Annotated in this window: 20 protein-coding genes and 4 tRNA genes; 10 read left to right on the top strand and 14 right to left on the bottom strand. The window is 70.9% G+C overall.

The window, feature by feature from the left end:
• Nucleotides 1-22 precede the first annotated feature (22 nt).
• Nucleotides 23-859 (top strand): phosphate ABC transporter ATP-binding protein, encoded by an 837-nt coding sequence (locus IEZ25_RS19585; protein ID WP_191201158.1) that lies wholly within the window; start codon nucleotides 23-25, stop codon nucleotides 857-859.
• 89 nt (nucleotides 860-948) lie between these two features.
• Here the strand turns inward: IEZ25_RS19585 and IEZ25_RS19580 are convergent.
• The 4 genes from IEZ25_RS19580 to IEZ25_RS19565 form a co-directional block, all read right to left on the bottom strand.
• Nucleotides 949-1022: transfer RNA gene (locus IEZ25_RS19580), tRNA-Phe, on the bottom strand.
• Between the two features lie 53 nt (nucleotides 1023-1075).
• A complete protein-coding gene (locus IEZ25_RS19575; protein ID WP_191201157.1) occupies nucleotides 1076-2179 on the bottom strand; it encodes a sensor histidine kinase in 1104 nt (367 codons plus the stop codon).
• A 227-nt stretch (nucleotides 2180-2406) separates the two neighbouring features.
• Nucleotides 2407-3441, bottom strand: a complete 1035-nt coding sequence (locus IEZ25_RS19570; RefSeq protein ID WP_191201156.1) for a cytochrome P450 — start codon at nucleotides 3439-3441, stop codon at nucleotides 2407-2409.
• A gap of 355 nt (nucleotides 3442-3796) precedes the next feature.
• Nucleotides 3797-4189, bottom strand: coding sequence for a response regulator (locus tag IEZ25_RS19565; RefSeq protein ID WP_191201155.1), 393 nt, complete (start codon nucleotides 4187-4189; stop codon nucleotides 3797-3799).
• A 149-nt stretch (nucleotides 4190-4338) separates the two neighbouring features.
• On the opposite strand from IEZ25_RS19565, the gene IEZ25_RS19560 reads away from it, so the two are divergent.
• The 3 genes from IEZ25_RS19560 (at nucleotide 4339) to IEZ25_RS19550 (ending at nucleotide 5037) form a co-directional block, all read left to right on the top strand.
• Nucleotides 4339-4411: transfer RNA gene (locus IEZ25_RS19560), tRNA-Glu, on the top strand.
• An 82-nt stretch (nucleotides 4412-4493) separates the two neighbouring features.
• Nucleotides 4494-4567: transfer RNA gene (locus tag IEZ25_RS19555), tRNA-Asp, on the top strand.
• Nucleotides 4568-4683: 116 nt separating this feature from the next.
• Complete coding sequence (locus IEZ25_RS19550; protein ID WP_191201154.1) at nucleotides 4684-5037, top strand: metallopeptidase family protein; 354 nt, start codon at nucleotides 4684-4686, stop codon at nucleotides 5035-5037.
• Nucleotides 5038-5083: 46 nt separating this feature from the next.
• Here IEZ25_RS19550 and IEZ25_RS19545 read toward each other — a convergent pair whose 3' ends face one another.
• Genes IEZ25_RS19545 through IEZ25_RS19535 form a run of 3 tightly spaced genes read right to left on the bottom strand, consistent with a single transcriptional unit; the run spans nucleotide 5084 to nucleotide 6751 of the window.
• Nucleotides 5084-5416: a fluoride efflux transporter FluC gene (locus IEZ25_RS19545; RefSeq protein ID WP_191201153.1), complete on the bottom strand. Its 333-nt coding sequence runs from the start codon at nucleotides 5414-5416 to the stop codon at nucleotides 5084-5086.
• A 7-nt stretch (nucleotides 5417-5423) separates the two neighbouring features.
• The gene (locus IEZ25_RS19540; protein WP_191201152.1) at nucleotides 5424-5825 is read right to left on the bottom strand and encodes a fluoride efflux transporter FluC; all 402 of its coding nucleotides are present in this window, start codon (nucleotides 5823-5825) and stop codon (nucleotides 5424-5426) included.
• Complete coding sequence (locus IEZ25_RS19535; RefSeq protein WP_191201151.1) at nucleotides 5822-6751, bottom strand: ATP-binding protein; 930 nt, start codon at nucleotides 6749-6751, stop codon at nucleotides 5822-5824. Before IEZ25_RS19535 ends, IEZ25_RS19540 begins: the two co-directional genes overlap by 4 nt.
• Nucleotides 6752-6967: 216 nt before the next feature.
• On the opposite strand from IEZ25_RS19535, the gene IEZ25_RS19530 reads away from it, so the two are divergent.
• Complete coding sequence (locus tag IEZ25_RS19530; protein WP_191201150.1) at nucleotides 6968-8440, top strand: NAD(P)/FAD-dependent oxidoreductase; 1473 nt, start codon at nucleotides 6968-6970, stop codon at nucleotides 8438-8440.
• Nucleotides 8441-8509: 69 nt separating this feature from the next.
• On the opposite strand, the gene IEZ25_RS19525 is transcribed toward IEZ25_RS19530, so the two are convergent.
• The 5 genes from IEZ25_RS19525 to IEZ25_RS22400 all read right to left on the bottom strand — a co-directional run bounded on the left by IEZ25_RS19525 (nucleotide 8510) and on the right by IEZ25_RS22400 (nucleotide 11793).
• Entirely contained in the window at nucleotides 8510-9556 is a 1047-nt protein-coding gene (locus IEZ25_RS19525; RefSeq protein ID WP_191201149.1) for an NAD(P)-dependent alcohol dehydrogenase, read from the bottom strand.
• A 3-nt stretch (nucleotides 9557-9559) separates the two neighbouring features.
• A complete protein-coding gene (locus IEZ25_RS19520) occupies nucleotides 9560-10645 on the bottom strand; it encodes a phosphatase PAP2 family protein (protein ID WP_191201148.1) in 1086 nt (361 codons plus the stop codon).
• Between the two features lie 106 nt (nucleotides 10646-10751).
• A tRNA-Lys gene (locus IEZ25_RS19515) sits at nucleotides 10752-10827 on the bottom strand.
• A 74-nt stretch (nucleotides 10828-10901) separates the two neighbouring features.
• Complete coding sequence (locus IEZ25_RS19510; RefSeq protein WP_191201147.1) at nucleotides 10902-11417, bottom strand: gamma carbonic anhydrase family protein; 516 nt, start codon at nucleotides 11415-11417, stop codon at nucleotides 10902-10904.
• Nucleotide 11418: 1 nt separating this feature from the next.
• Nucleotides 11419-11793: a universal stress protein gene (locus IEZ25_RS22400; protein ID WP_191201146.1), complete on the bottom strand. Its 375-nt coding sequence runs from the start codon at nucleotides 11791-11793 to the stop codon at nucleotides 11419-11421.
• 71 nt (nucleotides 11794-11864) lie between these two features.
• On the opposite strand from IEZ25_RS22400, the gene IEZ25_RS19500 reads away from it, so the two are divergent.
• On the top strand, nucleotides 11865-12611 hold the full coding sequence (locus tag IEZ25_RS19500) for a copper homeostasis protein CutC (RefSeq protein WP_191201145.1): 747 nt from the start codon (nucleotides 11865-11867) through the stop codon (nucleotides 12609-12611).
• A 1-nt stretch (nucleotide 12612) separates the two neighbouring features.
• On the opposite strand, the gene IEZ25_RS19495 is transcribed toward IEZ25_RS19500, so the two are convergent.
• The gene (locus IEZ25_RS19495; RefSeq protein WP_318152349.1) at nucleotides 12613-14127 is read right to left on the bottom strand and encodes a M81 family metallopeptidase; all 1515 of its coding nucleotides are present in this window, start codon (nucleotides 14125-14127) and stop codon (nucleotides 12613-12615) included.
• Nucleotides 14128-14410: 283 nt separating this feature from the next.
• Between IEZ25_RS19495 and IEZ25_RS19490 the strand changes: the two genes are divergently transcribed.
• On the top strand, nucleotides 14411-14614 hold the full coding sequence (locus tag IEZ25_RS19490; protein ID WP_045548871.1) for a cold-shock protein: 204 nt from the start codon (nucleotides 14411-14413) through the stop codon (nucleotides 14612-14614).
• Nucleotides 14615-14808: 194 nt separating this feature from the next.
• Entirely contained in the window at nucleotides 14809-14970 is a 162-nt protein-coding gene (locus IEZ25_RS19485) for a hypothetical protein (protein WP_191201143.1), read from the top strand.
• 25 nt (nucleotides 14971-14995) lie between these two features.
• Here the strand turns inward: IEZ25_RS19485 and IEZ25_RS19480 are convergent, their stop codons facing one another.
• Nucleotides 14996-16045, bottom strand: coding sequence for a hypothetical protein (locus IEZ25_RS19480; protein WP_191201142.1), 1050 nt, complete (start codon nucleotides 16043-16045; stop codon nucleotides 14996-14998).
• Nucleotides 16046-16088: 43 nt separating this feature from the next.
• Here IEZ25_RS19480 and IEZ25_RS19475 point away from each other — a divergent pair, with 43 nt between their 5' ends.
• Nucleotides 16089-16946 (top strand): NUDIX hydrolase, encoded by an 858-nt coding sequence (locus IEZ25_RS19475; RefSeq protein WP_191201141.1) that lies wholly within the window; start codon nucleotides 16089-16091, stop codon nucleotides 16944-16946.
• A gap of 203 nt (nucleotides 16947-17149) precedes the next feature.
• The gene (locus IEZ25_RS19470) at nucleotides 17150-18286 is read left to right on the top strand and encodes a phosphate ABC transporter substrate-binding protein PstS (RefSeq protein ID WP_191201140.1); all 1137 of its coding nucleotides are present in this window, start codon (nucleotides 17150-17152) and stop codon (nucleotides 18284-18286) included.
• The last annotated feature ends 96 nt before the right edge of the window (nucleotides 18287-18382 follow it).

Raw genomic sequence — 18382 nt, 5'->3', positions numbered from 1 at the left:
CGATCCGAGAAGTAGACCCGCCATGACCCAGTCCACGCTTCCCGTCACCGCCACCCCGTCGTCGTACGCCGAGGCGGGCACCGGCCCCGCGACCCTCGAGGCCCGCGACATCACCGCATGGTTCGGCGCCCGCCAGGTGCTGGACCGGGTCTCGCTGACCATGCCCGCCTCGGGCATCACCGCCCTGATCGGGCCGTCCGGCTGCGGCAAGTCCACGTTCCTGCGGATCCTCAACCGCATGCACGAGCTGGTGCCCTCGGCGGCGCTCGCAGGCGAGGTGCTGCTGGACGGCGAGGACATCTACGACCCGCAGCGCAAGCTCACCGACGCCCGCCGCAACATCGGCATGGTGTTCCAGAAGCCCAACCCCTTCCCCGCGATGTCGATCCGGGAGAACGTGATCGCCGGGCTGCGCCTGACCGGCACCCGGATGAACAAGTCGGCCAAGGAGCAGCTCGTCGAGGAGTGCCTCGTGCGTGGTGGGCTCTGGAAGGAGGTCAAGGACCGGCTCGACAGCCCCGGTGGCGGGTTGTCCGGCGGGCAGCAGCAGCGCCTGTGCATCGCGCGCTCGCTGGCGATCAAGCCGCGCGTGCTCCTCATGGACGAGCCGTGCTCGGCCCTCGACCCGACCTCGACCCGCGTGATCGAGGAGACCATGAAGGACCTGGCCGAGCAGGTCACGATCGTCATCGTCACCCACAACATGCAGCAGGCCGCGCGGGTCTCCGACACCTGCGCCTTCTTCCTCGCCTCGCAGGGCACCCCCGGCGTGATCGTCGAGCACGGCGACACCGAGGCGATGTTCAGCAGCCCGCGCGACGAGCGCACGTCCGACTACGTGAACGGGCGCTTCGGCTGACCTGTTCGACGCGTGCGGCAGCCCGGCAGGGTCGGGCAGGGTCGCGGAAGGGCCCCGATCGGGACGTGATCGGGGCCCTTCGTCGCTTGTGGGCAGGGGCGGGGTCGAACCGCCGACCTATCACTTTTCAGGCGATCGCTCGTACCAACTGAGCTACCTGCCCAAGCGCGCCAAATGCTACATGACCGCTTGAGCAGTCACGGAATCGACCCGCGCCTAGGAGCGGTCGGCGGAGCCGTCCTCCGGCAGTTCGAGCCAGAACGAGGATCCTGACCCGGGGGTGGACTCGCCGCGTACGGCGCCGCCGTCTCGTTCGGCGATGGTGCGTGAGATCGACAGGCCCAGTCCGCTGCCCTTGGTGTCGCGCTCGGCGTAGCGCACGAAGGGCTCGAAGACGTGCTGCATCTGCTCGGGGGTGAGTCCGGGGCCGTCGTCGCGGACGATGATGCGCACCATGGGTCGTCCGCTCTCGCCGAGCAGGCGTCGGGTGGAGAGGTGCACGGTGCCCCCACCGTGGTGGTGGTGGGTGATGGCGTTGCTGAGCAGGCTGGTCAGCACCTGGCGTACGCCGGCCTGGTGGCCCCAGACGGTCAGGTCGGGGTCGACCTCGTCGACCACGCGGACGCCTGCGGTGCGTGCTGGGGTGCGGTGCCAGTGGACGACGTCGGCGACGGCCTCGGCGACGTTGAGGTCCTGGCGGGTCTCGTCCTCGGAGAGGGTGCGGCCGGCGCCGAGGAGGCTGTCGACGACCGAGAGCAGCTGCTCGCAGGCGCGGACGACGACGGGGCCGTCGCGCAGCATCCCCTTGGCGACGAGCTCGGGGGTGCCGTGCTCGGCGTCGTCGAGGAGGACCTCGGTGTAGCCCAGCACCGCTGCCAGCGGGGTGCGGAGCTCGTGGCCCACGGCGCCGAAGAACTGCTGGTAGGCGAGCTGCGCCTCGGCCCCCGTCTCGATGGCCTCGGCCATCGCACGTCGCGAGCTCTCGAACAGCATGCGCGAGGTGAGGCCCGCCACCAGCAGTCGGATGTCCTCCACCAGCTCTTCCGACCACGTGCCGGGCGTGCTGGAGCCGACAGAGAGGCTGCCGAACATCTCACCGTGGGAGTGGAAGGTCGCACCGATCAGGCTTCGGACGTCGATGCGATCGAGCTCGAGTCGGTCCTGCGCAGCCTCCTCCGGCAGGAGGAAGCTGTCGACCAGCACGGTCACGTCGCGACGAGCGAGCTGGGAGATCCACGGCATCGTCAGCGCCGCCTCCGGGCCCGCGCCCGGCGGCGGCAGGATGTGGAGCGTCGATTCAGGGCGGGTCCACTCGCGCAACCACGCTCGTCCGCCCAACCTCGCCCAACCGGCGTCATCCTCTGGCGCGAAGCTGGTCAGCGCGCAGACGACCACTTCGGCGCGCGAGCTGGCCAAGAGGTGCTCGGCTGTCCGGTTGAGGCCCTCCGCGACGCTCATGTCGCCGCTCAACATCGCGCGAGTGAGGGCTGCTGCCGCCGTGGACACCGGCCCACCGCGTGACGAGTCCTGGAGGGAGGCGCGCTCGATCACGTGGGCGGCTCCCTTCTAGGTGCAGCTGTGAAGCGACACGGGGACGGAAAGATGCCCCGACTCTGGTCGATTGTCGCTGGTTCACTCAAGATGATCTCCCGACCCAGACCCCAGCGGGCGAGGCTCACCAGCTGCGCCATCCCCAGGTTGCGTCCGGGGCAGGCGTGTGGCCCCGCGCCGAAGGGGAGCCAGGCTCCCGGCCGACGACCCTCCGCTCGCCAACGATCAGGGTCGAAGTGCGTGATCGTCTCCGGATCGCCGGGCACGAGATCGGGATGGCGGCCGAGCAGCAACGGGCTCACCAGGACCAGGCTGTTGGCAGGCACCTCCTGCCCCCCGAGCTCCACGAGCCTGCTCGTGACGCGAGCCGTGATCCATGTCGGCGGTGTCAGCCGGATCGTCTCCCAGGCCACGTGGACGGGGTCGACATCACCACCCTCGTGGCTGCCGAGCCAGGCCAGCAAGAACGCTCCGGCGGCGATGGGGACCTGGATGCCCGCCGCGAGCATGGCCGACAGCTCTGCGGCGGACTGGCCGCGACCGGGCAGTCCGTCGAGGGCCGCCTCGAGTGCCAGGCGGGCCCTGGTCTCGCCTCGGCGCCGACGGCTCCAGCGCCTGGGGGGACGTCGCGACGAGATCACGGGTCCCAGCGCGTCGATCCAGCCGAGGACCAGGTCACCGATCGCGTTGCGCTGCTGCTCGTCGATGGCGGGGAGGACAGCGGCGGTCGTCGACCGTGCCACCGGACGTCGCAGGAGCTCCATCGCGTCGAACGAGACGTGATCGGCCGGATGGGCCTCGACTGCTCTCTGCCACTGCTCGTCGAAGGTCTCGCTGCCGAGCGCCACCCGGTCGGGGGTGAGTGGGGCGAACACGGTGTGGCCGGAGCGGGTGTCCCCGACGCTGCCGGACAGGTCGCCGCTGCGACTGACGTCCCCCGGGAAGTCGAACCGGTCGGGGTCGGTCAGCACCTGCTTCACGAGGTCCGGCGTGGACGCCAGCCAGGGGCCGTGGCCGTCCAGCCGAACCATCCCGGGTCCTGACGATGAGAGGACAGCGCCGAGCCGGCCGCCGGCCGACTCGACGCTGTCCATGTGCATCACTGCGAGTGAGTCACTGGTGGTGAGTCACGCAGCAGTCAGCCGCGCGGCGGGGCCGGACGCCAGGCGTAGATGGCCTGCATGGCGACGGCGTTGCGCTTGGACTCGATGCGGGTGCGGATGCGGTTCATCATGATTCTTCTCCAGGGGGTTGGGTTGATGCACGCCAGGGGAGGCGTGCGGGTGACACCCACCGAAGGCCGGTCCCGTGAAGCTTCAGGGTTCGGTCGCGGACTCCGGTTGCGTCACGGAGTCCAGTACCCAGATGGTGCTTTCAGGGACGGGTTCAGAACTCCGTGTCGCGCAGTGTCTCGCTAATAAGATCAGTCAATTGCTGAATCCGCAGCGGCTTCTGCATGACCGTGACAATTCCTAGCTCCTGGAGCACCGCTCGATGCTCCCCGGCCCAGGCACTGATGACCACGATCTTGAGGTCCGGCGCGACGTCGGGATGGGACCGGAGCCAGCGCACGACGTCGACTCCGTTCATACGTGGCATGGTCAGGTCGAGCAGCATGACGTCGAAGGTCTCGACCTGCAGTGTGTCGACGGCCTCCTGGCCGTCGGCGGCTGTGGCGGCCTTGTGGCCCGCCCGCTCGACCAGCCGGCAGAAGACGTCGCGGATGTCCTCGTTGTCGTCGACGACGAGGAAGCTGAGTTGTCGAGCCGGCTCGCTCATGGGTCAAGATTAGTAAAGGTGGACGGTAAAGCACGCATCGTCTCGCAAGTGACACGCCGCACGTTCGTCCCCCACGGGTGAGTTGGGAGCGTGGCGACGCCTGGCCCTATGCTGGGCCTCGGCTGGCCGGGCCCGCACCGGTCGACCTGGCCCCCATCGTCTAGCGGCCCAGGACCCCGCCCTTTCACGGCGGTAGCGCCGGTTCGAATCCGGTTGGGGGTGCGACCGGCTCGCCGGTGGATGCCGATTGGGTGTCACCGATGGGCATGGGTTAGAGTTCCACCGCTTCACCAGCAACACACCAGGCCCCGTAGCGCAGTTGGTTAGCGCGCCGCCCTGTCACGGCGGAGGCCGCGGGTTCGAGTCCCGTCGGGGTCGCAGAGTCATGCAGAGGAGCCACAGGTCACCGACCTGTGGCTCCTCTGCTGTTGCGGCAGCCTGGTGCGATTTCGCCTGAAAGTCCGCATTTCTTGCGGCTCCCTACGCTGGGGCCCATGCCGATCGACCTGGATCCAGCCGCTTTCGACGCGATGGTGGAGCGCGCCCTCGACGACCTTCCCCGTGACCTGGCCGCGCTGGTCGAGAACGTCGTGGTGCTGGTGGAGGCGGAGGCGCCGCCGGAGGATCCCGACCTGCTCGGGCTCTACGACGGCCTCGCGCTCACCGAGCGTCAGGCCAACCACGCCGGCATGCTCCCGGATCGGATCCTGCTGTTCCGGGGCCCGCTGCTCGACATGGCCGACACCGAGGAGCACCTCGAGGAGGAGGTCCGGATCACCGTCGTCCACGAGGTCGCGCACCACTTCGGGCTCGACGACCAGCGTCTCCACGAGCTCGGCTGGGGTTAGACAACGGTTGCTTGACAAGCGTCCAAAATTTTACTTCCGAACTGGCCTAGTCCATCGCGATTCCGAGCCACCAGCCGATCGCGCACGCGCCGATCGACGCGACGGTGGTGGCCACGACGTAGGACGTGGCGTCGCGAGGTGACCGCTCGACCGCCTGCACGGCGAAGGACGAGAACGAGGTGAAGCCGCCGCAGAGGCCCGTGCCCAGGAGCGCCCAGGTCGCCTCGTCCAGCGAGAGGGCGGCGAAGAGGCCGAACAGCCCCGACCCGACCGCGTTGACCACGAGCATGCCGGTGGGGAAGCCGCCGTCGAGCCGTGCCAGGACGTAGCGCAGGGGCGCGCCGACGGCGGCACCGACGGCGACGAGCAGCGCGGTCATGGGGTGCTCACCGCGATGCTCCGTCGGGCTCGCGGCGGTGCGCCACTCGACGGCCGATGGCGGCCGCGAGCAGCCCGGCGCCGAGGGTGACGGCGAGGTAGGTCCCGGCGACGCCCACATGGCCGCCGGCAGCCTGGTCCCGGACCTGCCCCGCCCAGGCCGACACCGTGGTGAACCCGCCGAGGACGCCCGGGCCCAGGGCCGCGGCGACGCGGTGCGAGCGGCGTACGACGGCGAGCGCGGGCAGCGCTCCGAGCGCGAAGGCACCCGCGACGTTGATCCCCAGGGTCGGCCAGGGGAAGAGCGCATCGGGTGCGGCGCTGTCGATGAGGAAGCGCAGGACCGCGCCGACGGCGCCGCCGACCGCCACGACGAGGAGGTCGGCGCCGCGCAGCGGACGAGCGCTCACCCGACCTGGCTGGTCGACGCGCTCGGGCTCGGGTGGCCGCTCCACGGCTGCGCGCTCGCGCCGTCGAGCTGGTGGATGAGCTCGCCGAGCATCCAGTTGTGCAGGCCGCGCTGGGGTGCGGTGCGCGCCATCGCGAGCAGCCTCTCTGCGCGGCAGAACGCGTCGGCCACGTCGAACATCTCGGTCATCGTCACCAGGATCGGTGCCGACTCGCGCATCATCGGGAAGGTGACGTCGACCCGGGGCAGGCCGCGGGCCTCGGCGTCGAGGAGCTGCTCGCGGTAGGTGGCGGGGAACTGGCGCTCGAAGCTCGCGAACATCGACGTGAGGTCGCCGGCCAGCGGGTAGTCGGACTGGTGCGAGAGGGAGAGGAGCCGCAGCTCGCGCCGCAGCTCGTTGTACTGCCGGTCCAGCCCGGCGTAGAGGGCCACGTCGAGCGCGAGGAGCCTGACCTCGACGGCCGAGTCGCTGGTCGGCTCGGGGCTGTGGTCGTCCTGGTGGTCGATGACCCACTCGGCGTCGCCGGCGTCGGCCATGTCGGGGGAGGGCTCGAACCAGACGATCTTGCCGTCCGGCTCGATCGTCGCGCCCCAGGCCACGGCGCACTGGGCCACCATGGCCAGCCCTCGACCGAAGGTCAGCAGCAGGTCGAGGTCGTCGCCGTCACGCGGAGCCGGTGGGACGGGCGGGTGGGTGGACCCGTCGACCACCTCGATGCGGGGGTGGCTCGCGGTGCCTCGCACGCGCACCTTGAACGGCGCGGTGGCGTGCAGGATGGCGTTGGCCACGAGCTCGGAGACCCCGAGCTCGGCGCACTCGACGAGGTCGGACCGCTCGAGCTGGCGACACACCTCGCTCACCCACCGTCGTGCGTCGGCCGCGGCGCGCGGCGAGGATGCCAGCGTCAACTCGGAGCTCAGCGGCACTGGGACTCATTTCGGCGGGGGGCGCAGATAGACCGACGGGTCCATCATTACCCCGGTGCTGGTGGTTCAAACCTCGACAATCACCATAGTTTGTCGTCACTGTGGATGTGGTGTGAGCAAGCAGACGCGCCCGGCGTTTCGCAGCCCGGTGACGCCGGGAGGACAATGAGGGCAGCAGCACCCCACGAACCGACGCGACACAACAGGAGAGCCTCCATGACCTCGTCCCCGGCAGCCCGTCACAAGGTCGTCGTCATCGGGTCCGGCTTCGGTGGACTCTTCGGCACCAAGGCGCTGCGTCGCGCCGACGTCGACGTGACGGTCATCGCGAAGACCACCCACCACCTCTTCCAGCCGCTGCTCTACCAGGTGGCGACGGGCATCCTCTCGGAGGGCGAGATCGCCCCGCCCACGCGCGAGATCCTCAGCAGCCAGGACAACGCCCGGGTCATCCTGGGCGAGGTCACCGGCATCGACCTGACCGCCAAGACCGTCACCTCCCGGGTGCTGGGCCGCGACACCGTCACCTCGTACGACTCGCTGCTCGTCGCCGCAGGCGCGAGCCAGTCCTACTTCGGCAACGACCACTTCGCCGAGTTCGCTCCCGGCATGAAGAGCATCGACGACGCCCTCGAGCTGCGCGGTCGCATCTTCGGCGCCTTCGAGATGGCCGAGCTCGGCGCGACCCGCGGCGACGACGTCGACCACCACCTGACCTTCGTCGTCGTCGGCGCCGGGCCCACGGGCGTGGAGATGGCCGGCCAGATCGCCGAGCTGGCCCACCGCACCCTGCGCAAGGACTTCCGCGCGATCAACACCCGGACGGCCCGCGTCGTGCTGGTCGACGCCGCACCGCAGGTGCTGCCGCCCTTCGGCGCCAAGCTGGGTGAGAAGGCCAAGGGCGAGCTGGAGAAGCTCGGCGTCGAGGTCATGCTCGGCGGCATGGTCACCGAGGTCGACGAGCGCGGCCTCGAGGTGAAGTTCAAGGACGGTCGCGTCGAGCGGATCAACTCGGTCGCGAAGATCTGGGCCGCCGGTGTGCAGGCCAACCCGCTCGGCAAGACGCTGTCCGAGCAGACCGGTGCCCCGCTGGACCGTGCCGGCCGCATCGCGGTCAACCCCGACCTCACGCTGCCGGGCCACCCCGAGGTGTTCGTGGTCGGCGACATGATCGCGCTCGACAACCTCCCCGGTGTCGCGCAGGTGGCGATCCAGGGCGCCAAGTACGCCGCCAAGGAGATCAAGAACCGGGTCGAGGGCAAGCAGCCCCAGGAGCCGTTCAAGTACTTCGACAAGGGCTCGATGGCGATCATCAGTCGCTTCGACGCCGTCGCGATGGTCGGCAAGCTCCGCCTCACCGGCCTGGTGGCCTGGCTGATGTGGCTGGGCGTCCACCTCGTCTACCTGACCGGGTTCAAGAACCAGGTCTCCGCACTGATGCGCTGGGCGATCACGTTCGCGAGCAACAACCGCTCCGAGCGCACCACGACCGAGCAGCAGATCTTCGCCCGCGCGGCCCTCGCCCGGCTCCGTGGCGGTGCCGCCGACCTCGTGTCCGACCCCGGCATCTACGACGCCACGCGGGCGATGCTCGAGGAGACCCGACGCCAGGAGCTCGAGGCGGCGGCGCTGCGCGAGGCCGAGCTCACCGACTCCGGCGTGCGCGGGGTGCCCGAGACCGCCAGCTGACTGGCACCACGAGCGAGAACGCCTGCCCGACCGGTGTCGGACAGGCGTTCTCATGTAGGTAGCGGGCTGTCAGCGCGTGGGTGAGACCACCGCGCGACCGGTGAGCTCCCCGGCCATCAGCTTCTCGTAGGCGAGCGGCGCGTCGTCGAGACCGAAGAGCTCGACCTGCGGGGCGATGCTGCCTGCGCGATAGAGATCGACGACCTCGTGCAGCTCCTCGATGGTGCCCCAGTAGGTGCTCGTCAGCTCGACCTCGTACGGCACGCCGTAGAAGTTCCACGAGAAGCTGCCGTTGCCGATGCCCACCACGGTCACGCGGCCCCGAAGGGCGACGGACTTCATCGCGAGCTCGATGGTCGCCGAGACCCCCACGAGGTCGAAGACCACGTCGACTCCGCGCCCCCCGGTGAGCGCCCGGATCTCCTCGGCCTGCTCCGGTCCGCTGGAGACCGTCAGCGCACCGTTGGCCGCGGCACGCTCCATCGCCGTGGGGTCGGAGTCCGTGGCGATGATGGTCGCCCCGGTGATCGCTCCGATGATCTGGACCGCGAGCTGGCCGAGGCCGCCGAGGCCGATGACGAGGGCGTACGTGCCACCGCCTGCGAGCTTGGGCAGCGACTGCTTGATCGCGTGGTACGGCGTCAGGCCGGCGTCTGCCAGCGGCGCGGCGGCGACCGGGTCGGCGTCCCCGAGCGGCACGAGGTTGCGGGCCGGGACGACGACGTACTCAGCCATCCCGCCGTCACGCCCGAGCCCGACCGCGAGGAACGGCATGGTGGCGGCGTTCTCGCAGTAGGTGTCCTGCCCGCGGGAGCAGGCGCGGCAGTGACCACAGCCGGTCGGGCCGTAGGCGAGGTAGGCGTCACCCTTCTCGAAGCCGGTGACGCCCGCCCCGAGCTCCTCGACCCAACCCGAGGTCTCGTGCCCCAGCGTGAACGGCGGCTTGAGCTGGCTGGGGCCGAACTCGTCGTCGAACTCGGTGAAGACCGCGACGTCGGAGTGGCAGGCGCCCGCGCCGGCGACCTTGAGCAGCACCTCCCCCGGACCGGGTGACGGTCGGTCGACCTCGACGAGGACGGGAGGGGACTTGTAGGACTCGAACCGAAGACTCTTCATGCTTCAACTATCTTCCGCGTGGACGTCCGCTCCCAAGTCGGACCGGTGTGACGCTGGCGATAGTCGGTGGCCGGTCACCCGACCCCCCACCCGGAACGCGATGAGCGCGATGGCGGCGCCCGCGACGTCGTCGGCGATGTAGTGCCAGCCGAAGTAGAGGGTGGCCACGACCGTCAGCGCGAAGTTCACCCAGAAGACCGCCCGGACGAGGCGGTTGGCGATCGTGGCCTGCGCCATCAGGGCCCAGAGCAGGGCGATGGCGGTGTGCAGGCTCGCGAAGCCGGCGACGCCTTGGTAGTCGCCGCCGCCCCAGAGGAATCCCTGGCGCGAGTAGACGAGGGAGTCCATCAGCGCCGAGGTGCCGTTGGGGTCGAGGCCGCTGGCCAGCCACGGGTACATGATCCCGGGGCCGAGGGTGGGCAGCAGGTAGTACGACACCGTGCCGAGCGTCCACGCGATGCCCTGGGCGGTGACGAACCACCAGCCGTAGCCGATGTTCCTCGACCACACCAGCCACGCGGTCACGAGGATCGCCACGAGCGGGATGTAGGTGAGGTAGACGGTGGAGAGCACGTGGGCGGTGAGGCTCGTGCCGAGGAGGTCCTGGGTGAGCGTGGCGGGGTCGTGGCCGAACAGGAGCAGCCGGTCGAGCACGCGGAGCTCGCGGTCGTACTTCACCTCGCGGATCAGGGGGAGCAGCGACTTGAGGTTCCGGTAGGACACGTAGATCACGTAGAAGCAGGAGATCCCCACGACGACCAGCAGCAGCCGGTCGCGGGTCCAGTGCGTGCTGATCCGCTCGCGCGCCGCCGCCAGCGAGCGGCTCGGGTTGAGCCGTCCCTGCCAGAGGGCTCGCGGCAGGAGGTCGAGGACGATGGCCAGGGCGCAGAGCACCGGGAGCCGCACCCACGACGGCCCCAGGAAGCTGCCCTCCGGGTCGGCGATCGGACGGCCCAGTGCTTGGCTGGCCACGAAGGCGGCGGCCAGGATCACCGCGGCGTTGACGACCAGGAACACGTAGGGGCGGCGCGGTGTCCGCGCGTCGGATCCTGGTCCCGCGTCGTCGATGAGGGGCGAAGGCTGGGACATGGAGCTCCTGGCGCTCTGGGTGCTGGGCGTCAGGGGCAATTCTGACGGTGAACGCCAAATGTCGTCCAATGGTCACCGGCCCGTGGTGGCGTCGCCACCCGGGGACTGGTAGGCCTCCAGGGACTCGAACCCTGAACGAACAGATTAAAAGTCTGCTGCTCTGCCAATTGAGCTAGAGGCCCGCGGCAGGACTCCCCGCGCTGGTCCATCATCTCAGAGCCGGACGGCCCGGGCGGCACCACGCTGTGCGCGCACCTCAGCCCGGAGCGCCGTACGCCCTCGCGCGCTCGCGGTAGCCGGAGGTGTTGCGGGCGATCGAGGCGACCTCGTCGTCGGTGGTCTCGCGCCGCACCTTGGCCGGCACCCCGGCGACGAGCGAGCGCGGGGGGACCACGGTGCCCTCGAGGACGACCGCGCCGGCGGCGATGATCGAGCCGCTGCCGATGTGGGCCCCGTTCATCACGACCGCGCCCATGCCGACGAGGACGCCGGGCTCGACGGTGCAGCCGTGCAGGATCGCGCCGTGGCCGACCGCGACGTCGTGGCCGAGGGTGAGCGGGAGACCGGGGTCGGCGTGGCAGACGCAGTTGTCCTGGACGTTGCTGCCGGCGCCGATCGTGATGCGGGCGCCGTCCGCGCGGACGACCGCGCCGAACCAGATGCTCACGCCTGCCTCGACGACCGCGTCACCGATGACGGTGGCGCTGGGTGCCAGCCAGCTGCCCGGGTCGATGGTGGGCGAGCGGTCGCCGAACGGCAGGATCGTCGCCACGTCAGGCCTTGACCGTCAGCACGGCGCCCGGGGCGTCGAGCAGGATCTGCTGCTCGGTGCTGCCGAGGATGAGCTTGCCGACGGCGCTGCGGTGACGGATGCCCAGCACGACGAGGTCCACCCCCGGCTCGCCCGCGGCCGCCAGGAACTCGTCGGTCCCGGTGCCGCCGTCGGCGGGCCCGAGCACGGTGAGGAACTCCACGCCGGCACCTGCGGCCGCGCCCGACGTCAGGGCGACGACCGTCTCCGTGTCGGCGGGGTCGGTCGGCAGGTTGTGCACCACCAGCGTCGTGCCGAGGTAGGCGGCCTGCTGGGCGCCGGCTCGGACGGCCTCGGCGCCCTCGGGGGTCGGCTTGTAGAACACGAGGACGCTCACGCAGCACTCCTTGGTCGGGACGGGGAGAGCACGAAAATATCGGAGACCACCGCTGCGCCTACCGTGGGGCCATGACCGAGACCGTGCTCGCCGGGACGCTCGTGGAGATCTGCCTCGAGGACGTGGGGGGCGCTCGGCTCGCGGCCGAGGCCGGAGCGGACGCGGTGGAGGTGTGCGCCGGCCTCGCCGACGGGGGCACCACGCCCACCCTCGGCTTCGTCCGCCACTGCGCACGCGAGGCGCCGGACCTCGAGATCCGGGTGCTCGTCCGCTCGCGCAGTGGCGACTTCGTGCACGCGCCGCAGGACGTGGAGGTGATGGTGGCCGACATCGAGGCGGTCCGGCAGGCAGCCGACCCCGGCACGCGACTCGGGTTCGTCATCGGCACGCTCGAGCCCGAGGGCGGCGTCGACGTGGCCGCCGTACGCCGGCTCGTGGCCGCGTGCGACGACGTGCCGGTCACCTTCCACAAGGCCTTCGACTCGGTCCCCGACAAGCTCGCCGGACTCGGCCTGCTCGGCGACCTCGGCATCAGCCGGGTCCTCACCTCGGGAGGCGCCGGGCCCGCCGTCGACCACCTGCCGCTGCTCGCCGAGCTCGTCGCGCGCGCAGGCGCCGACGTCCGCGTCGCGGTCGGCGGCGGCGTGCGTCCGGACAACGTCGCGCAGGTCGTCGCCGCCACCGGCGCGCGGGAGGTGCACCTGCGTGCGCCGGGCCCGGTCACCTCGGCCGGGGTCTCCGCGGGCTACGACGACGGGCGCCGCAGCGTCACGAGCGCGGCCGTGCTCGCCGAGGTGATGGCGGCGCTGGGCCGCTGACTCAGGCTCCGGTGTCGCCCGGGAACAGGACCGCACCGGCCGTCGGGTCCACCGACGACACGTCGTCCAGCGGGAACATCGGGCGCTGGATCCTGCGGTGCCCGAGCCGGGCGAGGTCCTGGTCGACCCCGCCGGGAGTCAGCGCCAGCATCCAGTCGGCCGCCAGGTCGAACAGTTCGGGCTCGAGGTAGCCGATCTTCACCACCACGATGTCGGCGGTGCGCGGGTCGAGGCCGAGCCGGGTGAAGTCCCGCTCGAGGTGGTAGGGCCGGCGACGACGGGTGAGGACGACGTCGACCGCGGGTGTGCGCACCACGACCTCGAGGTTGTCCTCGCTCGGCACCACGGCGACCACGCGTCCCGCCACCTGGACCGGGGGCGCGGTCCGGGCGTCGACGCGCGCGCCGAGCGTGAGGCGTACGTCGGCCCCGACACCCGCCTCGGCCGCGGCGAGGGCGCCCACACCGTCGGGGATCGAGGCGTAGATCGCCCGCTTGCCACTGGCCGCCAGCGCCTCGCTCGCGAGCAGCTCGGTCAGCGTCCAGGTGACGTCGCCGGCGCCGCCTGCGGTGGGGTTGTCGCCCGAGTCGGAGATGACGTACGGCCGCGCGGGGGATGCGATCGCCGAGGTCAGCACCTCCTCCAGCGAGCCGGTCGGCGCGACGAACCCGAACTCCTCGCGGCGTGCCCAGAGCTCGCGGGCCAGCCCGGTCGCCTCGGCCATCGCCAGGTCGGCGTCGTCGCCGACGACCATGACGACGGCGCGGTTGCGCGGCTCGTCGGCCCAGGGATAGCCGATCCAGATCCCGGCGTCGAGGACGCCGTCGAGCGCCTCGATCTCCGGCACCCGGGCGTAGAGGCTCGCGGCCGGCTCCTGGCGCGTGCTGGTCATCTCGCCGGGCAGCAGGATCGGCACCGGGACCCACGCCTTCGCCGGCCGCCGCCGACCGGGCGGCAGGGCGAGCCGGTCCACGAGGTTGCGCGCCGCCCGCTCCTTCGTCTCCTGCCAGTCCACGTGCGGCGCGGTGCGGTACGTCGTCAGCAGGTCGACGGTCTCGGCCAGCGTGCGGGACACGTTGCCGTGCAGGTCCATCCCGCTGCTGAGCAGGCAGTCGGGCCCCACGACGGTCCGCACGGCCACGGCGAGGTCACCTTCCATGTCGTCGAGCCCGACGACGCTCGCGGCGCCGTGGATGTCGAGCACCAGCCCGTCGAGCGGCCCCTCGGCGACCGTCGCGACGAGGTCGGCCAGGATCTCGGCCTTGAGCAGGGCGTAGTCGTCCGCCGGGATGGCCCCGCCGGCGATGTTGCGGGCCTGGAGGATGCCGATCCACTCCGCCCGGTCGGCCAGCGAGCCGCTCTCGCGCCAGAAGTCCCAGGCGTCGAGCACCTCGCGGCCGCGGCGGGGGGACAGCATGGTGGCCGTGGTGAGGGCGGGGGAGAAGGTGGACGCCTCGAGGCTGATGCCGCAGACGGCGATGCGCGGAAGGGCCGGACGGAGGTCATCGCTGGGCACGTGCCGATCGTGCCAGCGGGGCCGTCGGAGCCTGCCGGCGGGCCTGTTCGCGGTGAGTTCACCAGACGCTACCGACGACACAGGTGACGCCGGCCGATTTGTTGGTAGGGTTTGTTCTGCAACAGGTGCAAGTTCCAGCAGGTCGACGCCCGCGGAGTTTGTGATCCAACGGCGTTTGTTCTTCGGGCCCTGCCAGCTCGTGAGTCGCAAGCGGCGTGTCACCGCATCTGGTGCGGGTCGCCGAGGTGGCGGCTCCCGCCCCGACAAAGGAGTAACGAGCATCATGGCTCAGGGCACCGTTAAGTGGTTCAACGCCGAGAAGGGTTTCGGCTTCATCGCGCAGGAGGACGGCGGCGACGACGTCTTCGTGCACTACTCGGCCATCCAGACCAACGGCTACAAGTCGCTGGACGAGAACCAGAAGGTCGAGTTCGACGTCACCCAGGGCCCCAAGGGCCCGCAGGCGGAGAACGTCCGTCCGCTCTGATCGGCTGACGCTGGACTGAGTTCCAGATCTGATCACTGCTCCGGTCCCATCTCCCTCGGGGGGTGGGGCCGGAGTGCATTGCGGGGCAGACTAGTAGCACTTTCGGGTCATGTTCACGGCCGTGCCTCGTGCGGCAGACTTGGGTCGAGAAACTAGAGTCGGAAGATCCGATCGGGCGGAGAGAGGAGGGTGACGTGCACGACCAGTTCGACGTGACCCTCGAGGACGGCGACCTCCTGAGCGAGGTCGAGCTCACCACCACGCTGATCATCGCGGCCAGCGAGTCCGACGAGCACCTGTCCCAGGAGCAGATCGACGCACTCCTCGGGGTCACGCCCCGCAAGCCCGTCGACTGACGGGTCGCCCGGGCGCGCGCGAGGCTCAGCAGGTCGCGAACAGCACCGGACCGCTGGTCAGGTCGGACAGGACGTACGCCCCCGGGCGAGCCCGCAGGTCCAGGGTGATCACCCGCCCCTGGGAGCCGGCCCTCTCGAGCGCGAACCGGTCCGTGAACTCGCCGCCCTGCCCCGGCGCCGGGCCGGACGCGAGCCGGGCGCGCGCATCGGCGTCGGCCGGCGCGTCGTCGGCGTCCTCGACCTGCAGGAGGGCGCGTACGTGGCCCCCGGGCAGGAGGCCCATCGCGAACCCGGTGAGCGGGTGCACCCCGCCGGACTCCGCCACGAGCTGCGCCGCCTCGTCCTGGGCGTCCGCGTCGGCCTGGGCCATCGCGAGCCTCTCGCAGGTGTAGTCGCCGGTGAAGACGGCGGCCGCCAGCGGCTCCGCCAGCCCGGTGGCGAGATCGGCCAGGTCGTCGGCGCCCGCGGCGGTGCCGCGCGCCACCTCCGTGGCCGCCTCGAGGTAGGCCACCTGGTCGGAGGCGAGGACCAGGTCCTGGTCACGGAGCAGGACCAGGTGCTGGAGCTCGGGTGTGATCGTCGACCCGAGACGTGCCAGCACGTCGGGACCGCCGACCCACACCCCGTCGTCCACCTCGGGCTCGGTCCAGCCCGCGTCGGCCAGCCGGTCGGCGACGTCGGACAGGTCGAGGTCGTCACCGACCCCCATCGCCTCGACCGCGCCGCCGTCGGACTGGGCGAGCAGCTCCCAGCTGAGCGTGGCCGGCGACAGGCCGAGCAGCTCCTGCATTGTGCCGGCCGACGTGCCGAGCGCGGACATGGACGTGAGATCGCTGCCGAACGCCTCGGACACGAAGGCGTCCACCTCCTCGGCCGAGGAGCCGCGGCCGACGTCGGAGCCGAGCTCGCGGCGTACTCCCTCCCAGTCGGTCCACGAGGAGCGGCTGGTCTCCGCAGGCACGAGCGCCAGTGCGCGGCTGAGCGGTGTGCCGGAGGAGGAGAGCCGCCACGCTGCGAGTCCGGCGACGGCCAGCACCACCACGACCGCGAGGGCCACGGCGGCGCGACGTGACACGGGGGGCTCCTCACAGGGCGGGGGACGGTGTGACACTACTTCCATGGAGCCCCGCGACGTGCGCGCTGCTGGTGCCGTGGTGACCCGCAAGGGCGGGGAGGTGCTGCTCGTGCACCGACCCAAGTACGACGACTGGTCCTTTCCCAAGGGAAAGCTCGATCCAGGTGAGCACGCCGTCACCGCGGCCGTCCGCGAGGTCGCGGAGGAGACCGGCCTCGACGTCCGGCTCGGCCCTGCGCTCGCGCGGCAGCGCTACCGGATGTCGGGTGGCCGGTGGAAGTCGGTCGACTACTGGACCGCACGGGCGATCGGCAGCGACGACGTCAGCCGCTACCGGCCCAACGCGGAGATCGACGCGGTCGAGTGGGTCGAGTGGTCCGCTGCCGCCCGACGGCTCACCTATCCCCACGACCGCGAGACCCTGGCCGAGGCCCGTCCGCTGCGCCGCAAGACCCGGGCGCTGGTCGTGCTGCGGCACGGCCAGGCTCGCTCGCGGGGCGGGTGGCGCAAGGACGACCGCCAGCGCCCGCTCGTCCAGCTCGGGGAGGCCCAGGCGCAGCGGCTGGTGCCGCTGCTCGCGGCCTTCGACGTGACCGCGGCCCACAGCTCCACGAGCCTGCGCTGCCTGCAGACGGTGGCGCCGTACGTCGACACGACGGGGTGGCCGGTGAAGCTCTACGACGAGCTCAGCGAGGAGGGTGCCTCGGTCGAGGGCATCGTCGATCTCGTCGACGCACTCGTCGACGGCGGGGAGAGCGCCGTGGTCTGCACCCATCGCCCGGTGCTCCCCACGGTGCTCGACGCGATGGGGGTGCGCGAGACGAAGCTGGAGCCGGGTGCCATGCTCGTCGCGCACCACCGCAAGGGACGCGTCGTGGCGACCGAGGTGCTGGCTCCCTGAGGGTCGCCACTAGGACTCGGGACGCCCTCGCGTCAAGCCTCGATGACCGAGTTCATGTGATCGCCGTCTCGTGCACCGGTTCCTGACGCCAGGCGGTCCGGTCGAGTTCATCCTGCGTTCACCGACGGCGCCGTGCTCGTTCTCCTGACGTGCCTACCTTCGCCGATGTCAGTACTCACCAGACTTCCTCAGGAGCACCCGAAGTGAACCGCACTTCTTTCCGCAAGCTGCTCGCCCCCAGCGTCGCCGTGCTTGCCCTCTCGATCTCGCTCACCGCCTGCGGTGCCGGCAACGAGAGCAGCGCCGACTCGGGCAGCGACTCGGGCTCGAGCGACAGCAGCGACACCTCCGGCGGACTGTCCGGCGACCTCAACGGCGCCGGCGCCTCCTCCCAGGAGAAGGCCCAGGGTGCCTGGGCGACCGGCTTCCAGGGCATGAACGACGGCAACGTGACCGTCAACTACGACCCGGTCGGCTCGGGTGACGGTCGCACCAACTTCATCAACGGCGGCGTCAGCTTCGCCGGGTCCGACTCCTACCTCAACGACGACGAGGGCGAGCTCTCGGCCGCCAAGGAGCGCTGCAACGGCACCGACCCGATCGAGGTGCCGGCCTACGTCTCGCCGATCGCGGTCGCCTTCAAGCTCGACGGCGTCGACGCGCTGAACCTCGACGCCGACACGATCGCGCAGATCTTCGACAACAAGATCACGAAGTGGAACGACCCGGCCATCGCCGAGCAGAACCCCAGCGCCGACCTGCCGGACCAGGCGATCACGCCGGTCCACCGCTCCGACGACTCGGGCACGACCAAGAACTTCACCGACTACCTCGGCAAGGCGAGCGAGTCGTGGTCCTACGAGGCCGAGGACGCCTTCCCGGTCAAGGGTGGCGAGGCAGCTGAGGGCACCTCCGGTGTCATCTCCGCGGTCTCCGGTGGCAACGGCACCATCGGCTACGCCGACGAGAGCCAGGTCGGCGACCTGTCCGTGGTCTCGGTCAAGGTCGGCGAGGACTACGTCGCCCCGTCCGCCGAGGGTGCCGCCCTCGTCGTCGAGGCGTCCCCGGCCGCCGAGGGCCGCGCCGACGTCGACATGGCCGTCGACATCGACCGCACCACCACCGAGGCGGGCGCCTACCCGGTCGTCCTCCTGAGCTACCTCATCGCCTGCCAGACCTACGAGGACCAGGCCGAGGCCGACCTGGTCAAGGGCTACCTCTCCTACATCGTGTCCCCCGAGGGCCAGGACGCGGCGTCCCAGGAGGCCGGCTCCGCGCCGCTCTCCGACTCGGTCGCCGAGAAGGCCAAGGGCATCGTCGAGGCGATCTCGGCCGGCTGATCCATCCTGGTCGGAGGACGCTCCGACCACCCATCGCCGCGTGCGGCGGGCCGGGACACCGACCCGCCGCACCGGCGCGTGACACGACTGAGTGAG

Source organism: Nocardioides hwasunensis, assembly GCF_014779665.1.
Lineage (GTDB): Bacteria > Actinomycetota > Actinomycetes > Propionibacteriales > Nocardioidaceae > Nocardioides > Nocardioides hwasunensis.
The sequence above is the reverse complement of the archived record's forward strand: the minus strand, read 5'-3'. Positions and strand labels throughout refer to the sequence as shown.

Bases quoted from the DNA above. Each gene is read 5' to 3' on its own strand.
- IEZ25_RS19585 (WP_191201158.1), top strand. From the start codon at position 23: ATGACCCAGTCCACGCTTCCCGTCACCGCCACCCCGTCGTCGTACGCC.
- IEZ25_RS19570 (WP_191201156.1), bottom strand. From the start codon at position 3,441: ATGGTTCGGCTGGACGGCCACGGCCCCTGGCTGGCGTCCACGCCGGAC.
- IEZ25_RS19565 (WP_191201155.1), bottom strand. From the start codon at position 4,189: ATGAGCGAGCCGGCTCGACAACTCAGCTTCCTCGTCGTCGACGACAAC.
- IEZ25_RS19550 (WP_191201154.1), top strand. From the start codon at position 4,684: ATGCCGATCGACCTGGATCCAGCCGCTTTCGACGCGATGGTGGAGCGC.
- IEZ25_RS19545 (WP_191201153.1), bottom strand. From the start codon at position 5,416: ATGACCGCGCTGCTCGTCGCCGTCGGTGCCGCCGTCGGCGCGCCCCTG.
- IEZ25_RS19530 (WP_191201150.1), top strand. From the start codon at position 6,968: ATGACCTCGTCCCCGGCAGCCCGTCACAAGGTCGTCGTCATCGGGTCC.
- IEZ25_RS19525 (WP_191201149.1), bottom strand. From the start codon at position 9,556: ATGAAGAGTCTTCGGTTCGAGTCCTACAAGTCCCCTCCCGTCCTCGTC.
- IEZ25_RS19520 (WP_191201148.1), bottom strand. From the start codon at position 10,645: ATGTCCCAGCCTTCGCCCCTCATCGACGACGCGGGACCAGGATCCGAC.
- IEZ25_RS19500 (WP_191201145.1), top strand. From the start codon at position 11,865: ATGACCGAGACCGTGCTCGCCGGGACGCTCGTGGAGATCTGCCTCGAG.
- IEZ25_RS19490 (WP_045548871.1), top strand. From the start codon at position 14,411: ATGGCTCAGGGCACCGTTAAGTGGTTCAACGCCGAGAAGGGTTTCGGC.
- IEZ25_RS19475 (WP_191201141.1), top strand. From the start codon at position 16,089: ATGGAGCCCCGCGACGTGCGCGCTGCTGGTGCCGTGGTGACCCGCAAG.